Below are 9,229 nucleotides of genomic sequence, written 5' to 3'. Positions count from 1 at the left end.
TCACCGCCCTGCGCCAGCGGGCCAAGGCGCCCGCCTAGGAGATTGATGCCGACATCGGAGTCCGTTGAACGCCCGCTTGCTGGCGCGACCTCTATTTCGGCTTCCGACCCGCGGCGGACGGCAGGAGGTCCGCTTCTCGAGCAGCGCCTGCACTTGCGCGCGCTCGGTGGGCGTCAGATCTATGCCCGCCGCGGACGAAGAGACGCTCTTCCGATCGCTACCCCACTTCTGGACCGCGATCGAGGCTTGGCGGTGCGACTAAAACGAGGCGAAGCTCGGCTGGCTGCCGCCCAGGGACCATGCCTGAGTCTCGGCGTCATCCTCGATCAGCAACACGGGCATCACGCGATACTGGTCCGGGCCGGCCGGGGATAGCGGTAGGCCAGAACCAGCGCCGGCAACAACAGCAGACTCATCAAGGTGGAGGTGATCAGCCCGCCAAGGATGACCGCCGCCATCGGCCCCTGCACCTCGCGGCCCGCCTGGCCGGCCTCGAGCGCCAGGGGGGCCAGACCCAGGCCGGTGACCAGCGCGGTCATCAGGATGGGCGTCACCCGCTCCCGTGTCGCGCGCAGGACGGTCTCGAGGCCCCAAAGCTCGCCCTCCAGCTCGACCAGATGATCGACGTGGGAGATCAGCAGGATGGCGTTGCGCGCCGCGATCCCGAACAGGGTGACGAACCCGACCAGGGCGCCGAGCGACAGGATTCCACCGGTCAGGGCCACCGCCGCCACACCGCCCGCCAGGGCGAAGGGTGTCCCTGCGATGATCAGTCCCGCCGGACGCCCGCCCCCGAAGGCCAGCACCAGCAGGGCCACGATGCCGATCGATGCGGCGGCGACATTGATCAGGATCTGGCGAGCTGCCGCCGCCTGGCCCTCGGCGACGCCGGACCAGGCCAGCGAGACCCCCGGCGGCAGGACGACGTCCCGGCCGATCCGCGCCTTGGCGTCGCTTACGAAGCCGGAAACATCGGGCCGGGTCGGATTGGCGGTGACGACCTGTCGGCGTTGGCCGCCTTCGCGATTGATCGCTGTTCGGGCATCGGCCAGGCGGATGCTGGAGATGTCCGAAAGCGGCGTCGTCGCGCCGTCGCTTGATCGCACCAGGACCGCGCCCAGGCTCTCGGGATCGGTCTGCAGGTCCGGCGGCAAGGTGATGGCGACCTCGGTGATCCGGTCGGCGTCGGTGACCTCGGCCACCGTCCGGCCCTGGAAGGCGATCTCGATCGCATCATAGGCGTCGGTCGGAGACACGCCGCGCAGGGCCATGCGGTCGGCATCCAGCGCGATACGCAGGGTGGGCGCGCCCGGCTGGGACTTGATCCGCACCTCGGCCGCGCCGGGCACGGCTTGGAGAGAGGCGGCGATTCGGCCGGCGACCTGGTCCAGCACGTCCAGGTCGGGACCATAGACCGCGATCGCCACCGGGGCGGTCTCGCCCGACAGGGATTCGCCGATCCGGTCGCCGAGCGACGTCAGGATCTCGCTGGTGATCCCCGGCGTGTGATCCAGGATGATCCGCATCTGCGTCAGCACGGCCGCGTCGCTGGCGCCCTCGCGCAGTTCGACATGCATCTCGCTGAGGTTGGGCGGGAAGGTGTCCTCGCCCTGTTCGGCCCGACCGATCTGTTGCTCGACCGTGGCCACGCCCGGCAGGGCCAGTATCTCGCGGGAAATCCCCGTACCGACCTGACGCATCCAGCCGACCGAAGCGCCGGGCGGCCCGTTGATCTTCAGCACATAGTGCCCCTCGCGAAAGGCGGGCAGAAGCTCCGAGCCAAAGGCAAGAAACGCCATCAGGGCCAGGACGCCAGCCAACGCCGTGGCCCCCACGACCGCCCGGGGGCGTCGGCAGATCGGTTCGAGCAGGCGTGCGTGCGCAGACTTCAGGGCGGTGATGTAGCCCGGCTCGTCATGCAGCCGAACGCGCCTCAGCAGGATCAGCGACAGGGCCGGCGTGACCGTGACGGCCACCACCAGCGAAGCCAGGGTGGCGAGGAGGAAGGCGAAGGCGAGCGGTCCGAAGAACGATCCCTGCAGTCCCGTCAGGAACAGGATCGGCGCGATGGTCAGCGCCAGCACATAGGTCGCATAGACGACCGGGGCGCGCACCTCGACCGAGGCGGCTTCGATCACCGCACGGCGATCGGCATCGACCGGCGCATCGCGCAGGCGGCGCACTATGTTCTCCACCCCGACGATGGCGTCGTCGATGACCACGCCAAGGGCGACGGCGAGCCCGCCCAGGGTCATGGTGTTGATGGTCTGGCCCAGCCGGTCCAGAACGATCAGGGCCGCCAGCAGCGACAGGGGGATGGAGACGAAGGCGATGAAGGCGACGCGGAGGTCGCGCAGGAAGGCCAGCAGGATCAGTCCGATCAGCGCCGCCCCAATCAGAAGGTCGGTACGGATGCCGCCCAGCGCCGATTCGATGAAGTTCGCCGGGCGGTGCAGCCGCGCATAGACGTGGATGCCTTGCGCCTCCAGCCCCGGCTTGAGGTCTGCGATGGTGGCCTCGACCGCATGGGTCGCATCCAGGGTGTTGGCGCCGTACTGGCTGGATAGCGAGACCAGCACGCCGGAGCGGCCCATGACCAGGGCGTCGCCGAACCGGGGCTGGGCCGCCGCCGTCACTGTGGCCACGTCACCCAGCCGCACAGGCAGGCCTCCCGCCACCGTCAGAACCGACCGACTGAGGCTGGCGGCCGTCACCGCGCCGGATGTAGGCTCGATCAGGACGCGTTGGTTCGGGGTCTCGGAAAAGCCCCCGCCCCGGATCTCCGTCGCCGCTGCGACACCCGTCGCGATGTCGGACACGGAAAGGCCGCGTGCGATCAGCGCCTTGGGATCGACCTGGACCTCGAGCCGCCGGAGGTCGCCGCCAAACACGCTGGCCCGGGCCACGCCGGGCGTCGCCAGGAGGCGGGGCCGAACCGTCCACTGGACGATGTCGCGCAGCGCCATCGGCGTGAGCCGGTCGCTGGTGAACCCTATCTTGAGCAGGTCCATGGTGGACGACGTCAGCGGGCTGAGCTTGGGCGCGGAGACGCCGCCGGGCAGGCGACCCGAGGCCTCGTTCAGCGACTCGGCCAGGACCTGGCGGGCCCGGAACGGCTCGCTGCCCTCCACGAAGATCACCGTGATCACTGACAGGCCCTGGATCGATTCCGAGCGTACCGAGGCGACGCCGTTCGAGCCGTTGATCGCCGTCTCCAGCGGCCGCGTCACCAGCGCCTCGACCTGTTCCGGGGTCAGCCCCACCGCCTCGGTCTGGACCGTGGCCTGGGCGGGCACGAACTCGGGAAACACATCGTAGCGGGCCGATCCCACGGTCACGGCTCCGAACGCCAGGAGCAGAACGCCGGCCAGGCTCACCATGAGCGGATGCCGCAGGCAGAGCCTGACGATCAGCGACAGCATGGCTCAGTCTTCCTCGTCGGCGGGCGCGACGCCGCGTTCGATCGCCAGCAGGGTCCCGGACCCCGCTGTAACCACCCGGTCACCGTTCGAGAACCCGTTCGCCGTGAACCAGCCGTCGGCCACGGGCCGTCCATCGACTTCGGTCCTCACAAAAGTGGTCGGCGCGATCTGGCGATAGGCCCAAACCCCGCCGCGCCAGCGGACCAGGGCTTCACGGGGGAGGATCACCCCGCCGACCCCCGACGCCGTCTCCTGCGTCGCCTGTAGTACGCGACCGGTTGCCGCCGACCGGGCCATAGGACCACGCAGGACAGCAAGGAGACCGGCGCTCTGCAGCCGAGGATCGGCCCCAGCGGCCGGACCCAGCACGCGGATTTCGCTGCTCAGGTCGCCCTCAACCACTCGGATCCGGCCCCCGTTCTGAACGGCGCCCGGCATGTCGATGCGGATCAGGGCGGCCCGGCCGCGGCCGATCTCGGAGACCAGCGCCCGTCGCGACCGGGTGTCCAGACGCGTCAATCCCGGCCCGAATTCCAGGCCCACGCGCCGCGATGCCAGGTCCAGCCGCGCGCGGTCTGCGGCGGCCACGCTGCGGGCCGCCTCCACCGCGCGCTGCGAGGCGCTCTGATCCTGGGCCGCGAGCGCCGTCAATCGCGCCAGCTCGGCGCCGGATGCACCGGACGCCGCACGGGCCGTTTCGATCTCGGCGTCGATGCCCGCGAGCGCGCCGACGTCGATGGCGCGCGCGAAGCCCTGGCGGAGCTCGGGGGCCGACCCCGATCGCAGCGCCACGATCCTCAGCCCCGCGCGGGCTTGGTCTGCGGCGTCCATGCGGATTTTGCCGTCGGCGGCGGCGGTGGCCTCAGCTTCCCTCTTGGTTCCGACCGGCGCGGTATCCGCCCTCGGCAGCACGATGGCCAGTACGACCGATGCCGAGACGACGGCGCCCAACGTGGCCCAGCCGATGGCGGCGATGCGGGTCATGGGGCGGTCCTCGAATTTGATGGGGCGACGACAGTCTCGGGGCCTTCCAAGGGGCGGCGCAGCGCGCCCTCGAGCGCCGCATCGGCAGCATGGACCCGCGCCAGGGCATCCAGCTCGGTAGTTCGGACTTGGCGGGCGCCCACGACTGCCGCCGCCCATTCCGCCCGATCGATGGCGCCGCGGCCGAGTTCCCGCTCGGCCTGGTCTGCCAGCCTCGCGGCGGCCGGCAGGTCGGTGCGACGAATGCGATCGAGCGCGATCCGGGCAGCCGCCGTCTCGATCAGGGCAGCGTCGATCTCGGCCTCGACCCCCGCGACCGCCGCCTCCAGCCGACGCCCGGCCTCGGCCCGGTGAGCCTGGGCGGTGGCGATGGCGGCGCGATTCAGGTCCAGCGGCGGCAGCACCAGCCCAACGGAGAGCGGGAGTTTCACGAGGCCGCGCTCCCACGTGTAGCCAGGACCGACGCTCAACACCGGATACTGCCGCGCCGTCTCCAGTTTCAGATCGGCCTCGGCCTGATCATAGGCCGCGACCGCTCTCAGCACGTCGCTGCGTGACAACACGGCCGCAAGCCGCTGTTCTCGCGTCACGTCCGCGCCAGGGTCCGAGACGGGCGTATCGAAGCCCACCCAGGACGGCGCTATGGACCCGAACGCGACCGGCGCGAGGCCCACTGCGGCCGCAAGAGCGCCGGACGCCGCCCTGGCCTGCGCGCCCGCGTCCAGCAACAGCCGTACCGCGTCGGCTCCGTCGGCCCGAACCCGTTCGAGTTCCGCACGTGACACTTCGCCCGCCGCGAGCCTGCGCTCCATCGCCGCCTGCTGGCGCACCCGAAGATCCGCGAGGTCCTGGAAGGCGACCATGCGCCGCTCCGCGATCAGCCGCTCGGCGACCGCCCTGCGCACGCCCATGCGCGCCCGCCATAGCGCATCTGCATAGTCGTAGCGCGCCAGCGCGATCGCCAGGTCCGCGCTGGTCAGCCTCGCTTGGCGCCGGGCGCCCCGGTCGACCGGAATGTCGAGCGCCGCACCGAATAGCCAGGGTGAGCTTTCCGTCGCAGCGACGGCGTATTCCGAGGTCAGGGTCAGAGTTGCGGCTGGAGCGACGCGCGCCGCGCGCGCTGCGGCGACGGCCGTCTCGACGGCCAACCGCGCTGCGGCGACATCGGGGCTGTAGCGGCGCGCCGCCGCGAACAGCACGAGCCGGTCCCAGGCATTGCCGCCCCATTCCACGCCGGGCGCGATCTCGGCGAGGCTGGCCCGGACGTGAGCAGGCTCAAGGGTTTCGATCGAGCGGGCCGCCACGAGGGCCGCCCCATCCATAGGGGCCAGCACATAGGTGGCGCATCCCGCGAGACCGAAGACAAGGCCGATCAAGGACAAGATACGTCGCAATGTGTCGCCTCTCGATGAACGGAATCGCTCATGGTCGCTTATGGCAAGTGTACGGTGGGTCGCACATTGTCGATTCACAATGCCGGGCGCAGATCGGCGACGGAGCCAAGCGCTTCCAATACGCAAACACTGTCTCCGTCCGTAAAGAGTCAGGTGCCGCCGTTGAGTGGGCTGGAGGCGAACGTCCGCTAGCCACCCTTCCGCCGAAGTGGCCGCCGGTTCGGCGTCAGAAGGCGCGACAAGGCAAATTCTGGAGCGCCGCTCCGAGTCTATCGGAGCGAACAGCGCTAGGGCGCGCTCGCCAGATAAGCGTTGGGGTCGGCCAGGAAGTCGCCGAAGGTTGCCAGGCAGCCCTGCCAGGCGCCCAGGTGGCCGCGCATCGCCTCGCGGCTGTCCTGCGGCTGCACCAGGGCGGAATACATCACGTGCGGCTTGCCCTGCCGGTCCTGCCACACCCGGCAGGTGATCGAGCTCTGGTTGAAGCCGTTGAGCTGCGCCAGCGTCGCCGTGCGGCTTGTGGACAGCGTCGAGAAGGCGACGGCCTTGCACTTGCGCCCCTGGGCGTCGCAGCCGGCGTACTGGGCGCCGAAGGCGTAGGCCGGTGTGGTGACCTTGAGGTTCACCGCATCCTCGGCCTTACCGGAGATGGTCGCCTGGGCGTCCAGGCTGGCCAGCAACGCGATCAGGCTCATCGGGTCCTGGGCGTCGAAGGGACCCGCGGAGGCTGCAGGCCTGACCGGCGGCGCGGCCTTGGCGGCCGGCTTGGGCGCCTGCGCCAGGCCCATGCTGAGGCCGGCGACGAGAATCAGGGATGCGGCGGTGCGGATCATCTGGATGGCTGACTGGCGACGGAGTTTGGCGCGAGCATGGCGCCGTGGCCATCACCCGGCTAGGCTTGCGCTTCGGCGGGCCCGCAGCCGCCAGTTCCGGAGTTGATGATGCGCGCCTTCGCCCTGGCTTTCGGCCTCGCCCTGATCTGCCTGCCGGTCTCCGCCGCCGAACCCGCCCCGGCGGACGGCGCCTGCGCCGGGCGACCGCGAACTGCGTCCGGCCCCTGCGCCTCCCTGCGGGCTAAGGACCAGGCGGACAAGCTCGCCCCGAAGCGCGGCGGAGAGACCAGCTTCGTTGGCGACCGGCGCTCACCCGCCGGCAAGATGGGCGAAAAGCGCGAGTGGGAAAGCGCCCGCGACCGGATCGACGCGGCCCTGGGCCAGGGCCAGTGCGACGAGGCGCGCAAGATCGCCGTGGACGAGGGGCTGCATGACCTGGCCGCCCAGATCCGCCGCGCCTGCCGAGGTCGCAGCTGAGGCGGCGGCGCCTCCGCGCGCGAAGCTGGGGTAACTCGCAACCACTCGAACGCCCCTAACCCATTGGAACGGGTCATAGTTTGGCCGGCATTGCGCCCCATCTTGACCCTGGGACGATCGCAGCGCTTATGTGCGCTCAGGGAAACATCCAGGAGATACCGACGAGATGAGGCCTACAGCATTTGGGCTCGTGGCGGCGTTTATGGCTGCGTTGCTGGTTCCGGCAGCCGCCATGTCGCAGGCCAAGAAGCCGACCGCCGCCGCCGTCACCGAAGCCGCCCGCAAGATCGGCATGGCCGAGGCGCCGGCGCTGGTCGCCACGGTGGGCCTGCCCTGCCAGGTGTCCGACGCCCGCTTGGTCGGCAAGACCGAGGACAAGAAGGCCAAGACCTCCACGTCCTACTACGAAGTGGCCTGCGCCACCGGCGGCATGGGCTATGTCCTGCAGGCGCCCCTGGGCGGCACGGCGACCGCCTTTACCTGCATCGAGGCCAACACCGCGCCGGAACCGGGCAAGCCCTCGGCTCTGCCCTGCACTCTGCCCGGGAACGCCGACCCGAAGTCGGCCCTCACCCCCATGCTGGCCAAGGCCGGCGTGCAGTGCGTGCCCGAGAACGTCCGCGGCATCGGCCAGTCCAAGATCAACACCTATGTCGAAGTCGCCTGCCAGGGCGGCACGGGCTACGTGATCGTGGCCAGCGCGCCCTTCGACGCCTCCAAGGAGATCCAGGCGCAGAACTGCCTGAACTTCGACGACGGCGCCGGCAACATCAAATGCGCGCTCACCGACAAGGCCTCGCGCATGGCGGTGGTCGATAGCTACGCCACCCAGGCCAAGAACGGCTGCGTGGTGAAGGACCGCCGCTTCGTCGGCGCGGCCAAGGACGGCGCCAACTTCTTCGAGTCCTCCTGCCAGGACGGCAAGGGCTACATCTACAAGATCGACGGTCGGGGTGCGCTGGCCCAGACCTGGGACTGCGCCAAGGCGCAGGGCATCCTGGGCGGCTGCGAGCTGACCAACGCCCGTGAGGCGGAGACGGCGCAGGCCGAGCTCTACACGCGCCTGGCCAAGGCTGCCGGCTCCACCTGCGCGGTGGACAAGTACGCCATCTTCCCGGCCCAAGGGTCCGACGACGTGGTCGAGCTGGTCTGCAAGGACGGAACCGGCGGCGTCGGCGTGTTCAAGGCCGGCGGCAAGGGCAATGTCCTGAACTGCGGCCATGCCCTGGCGGCCGGCTACAAGTGCGGGCTCAACAAGGCCGGTTCCGGCAACGCCGAGCTCACCGCTGACCTGCGCAAGTTCGACCAGAAGACCTGCACCGTCTCAGGCTCGCGCCTAGCGGCCAAGACCGTCAAGGGCACGATCCTGGTGGAAGTGGCCTGCTCAGACGGCTTCAAGGGCTATATGATCGAGTACAACACCCAGCCCACCGTCAGCGCCGTCGGCGCCATCGGCTGCGCCTTCGCCGGCAACTGCAAGCTGCCCGGCAACACCTGATCGGTCCAAGACTGCTGAACGACCAAGGCCCGCGGGTTCGCCCCGCGGGCCTTTTTCGTGGGCGCTAGATTGCGGCTTCGATGAACATCGGGCCGCGCTGGCCCATGGCGCCGGCGAAGGCCCTGTCGAATTCCTCGGCGGTGGTGCAGCGCACGGCGGGCAGGCCCAGGCCCTTGGCCAGCGACACCCAGTCGATGGCCGGGTCGCCCAGTTCCAGCAGCTTGGCCGCCGACGGCCCCGCCTTGCCCGCGCCGGTGCGCATCAGCTCGATGTTGAGGATGCGGTAGGCGTGGTTGGCGAACACCACCACGGTCACGTCCAGGTTCTCCCGGGCCAGGCTCCATAGGGCCTGGACGGTGTACATGGCCGCTCCGTCGCCGTTCAACGACAGCACCTTGCGCTCGGGCGCAGCCACCGCAGCACCCACGGCCAGCGGCAGGCCGATGCCGATCGCCCCGCCGGTCAGCGCCAGCACCTCGTGCGGCCGCGCGGTCATCGCCGGCACGGCGACGCCGCCGCCGGAGGTGACGCTGTCGTCGCAGACGATGGTTCCCTCGCGCATGTGCCGGGCGATGGCGATCCCAGCCGCCTGCGGCGTGAGTTGGCCGGTGGCGGCGGCTTCGG

Annotated in this window: 7 protein-coding genes; 2 read left to right on the top strand and 5 right to left on the bottom strand. The window is 70.2% G+C overall.

The window, feature by feature from the left end; translation table 11 throughout:
- Positions 1 to 341: 341 nt before the first annotated feature.
- The 4 genes from ACLL81_RS07355 to ACLL81_RS07340 form a co-directional block, all read right to left on the bottom strand.
- Positions 342 to 3,422, bottom strand: coding sequence for an efflux RND transporter permease subunit (locus tag ACLL81_RS07355; RefSeq protein WP_411287697.1), 3,081 nt, complete (start codon positions 3,420 to 3,422; stop codon positions 342 to 344).
- A gap of 3 nt (positions 3,423 to 3,425) precedes the next feature.
- Positions 3,426 to 4,406 carry a hypothetical protein gene (locus tag ACLL81_RS07350; RefSeq protein ID WP_411287696.1) on the bottom strand — a complete coding sequence of 327 codons (981 nt, stop codon included), beginning with the start codon at positions 4,404 to 4,406 and terminating at the stop codon, positions 3,426 to 3,428.
- A complete protein-coding gene (locus ACLL81_RS07345; protein ID WP_411287695.1) occupies positions 4,403 to 5,782 on the bottom strand; it encodes a TolC family protein in 1,380 nt (459 codons plus the stop codon). Before ACLL81_RS07345 ends, ACLL81_RS07350 begins: the two co-directional genes overlap by 4 nt.
- A 305-nt stretch (positions 5,783 to 6,087) precedes the next feature.
- The gene (locus tag ACLL81_RS07340; protein ID WP_411287694.1) at positions 6,088 to 6,630 is read right to left on the bottom strand and encodes a hypothetical protein; all 543 of its coding nucleotides are present in this window, start codon (positions 6,628 to 6,630) and stop codon (positions 6,088 to 6,090) included.
- A gap of 108 nt (positions 6,631 to 6,738) precedes the next feature.
- Between ACLL81_RS07340 and ACLL81_RS07335 the strand changes: the two genes are divergently transcribed.
- Positions 6,739 to 7,107: a hypothetical protein gene (locus tag ACLL81_RS07335; RefSeq protein ID WP_411287693.1), complete on the top strand. Its 369-nt coding sequence runs from the start codon at positions 6,739 to 6,741 to the stop codon at positions 7,105 to 7,107.
- A 202-nt stretch (positions 7,108 to 7,309) separates the two neighbouring features.
- On the top strand, positions 7,310 to 8,605 hold the full coding sequence (locus ACLL81_RS07330) for a hypothetical protein (RefSeq protein WP_411287692.1): 1,296 nt from the start codon (positions 7,310 to 7,312) through the stop codon (positions 8,603 to 8,605).
- A gap of 64 nt (positions 8,606 to 8,669) precedes the next feature.
- Here ACLL81_RS07330 and ACLL81_RS07325 read toward each other — a convergent pair.
- The coding region (locus tag ACLL81_RS07325) for a thiamine pyrophosphate-dependent enzyme (RefSeq protein ID WP_411287691.1) at positions 8,670 to 9,229 on the bottom strand (560 nt) is incomplete at its 5' end.

This window comes from Phenylobacterium sp. (assembly GCF_046590535.1).
Lineage (GTDB): Bacteria > Pseudomonadota > Alphaproteobacteria > Caulobacterales > Caulobacteraceae > Phenylobacterium.
The sequence above is the reverse complement of the archived record's forward strand: the minus strand, read 5'-3'. Positions and strand labels throughout refer to the sequence as shown.

Coding starts and splice junctions, on each gene's coding strand:
- ACLL81_RS07355 (WP_411287697.1), bottom strand. CDS start 3,422: ATGCTGTCGCTGATCGTCAGGCTCTGCCTGCGGCATCCGCTCATGGTG.
- ACLL81_RS07350 (WP_411287696.1), bottom strand. CDS start 4,406: ATGACCCGCATCGCCGCCATCGGCTGGGCCACGTTGGGCGCCGTCGTC.
- ACLL81_RS07340 (WP_411287694.1), bottom strand. CDS start 6,630: ATGATCCGCACCGCCGCATCCCTGATTCTCGTCGCCGGCCTCAGCATG.
- ACLL81_RS07335 (WP_411287693.1), top strand. CDS start 6,739: ATGCGCGCCTTCGCCCTGGCTTTCGGCCTCGCCCTGATCTGCCTGCCG.
- ACLL81_RS07330 (WP_411287692.1), top strand. CDS start 7,310: ATGGCTGCGTTGCTGGTTCCGGCAGCCGCCATGTCGCAGGCCAAGAAG.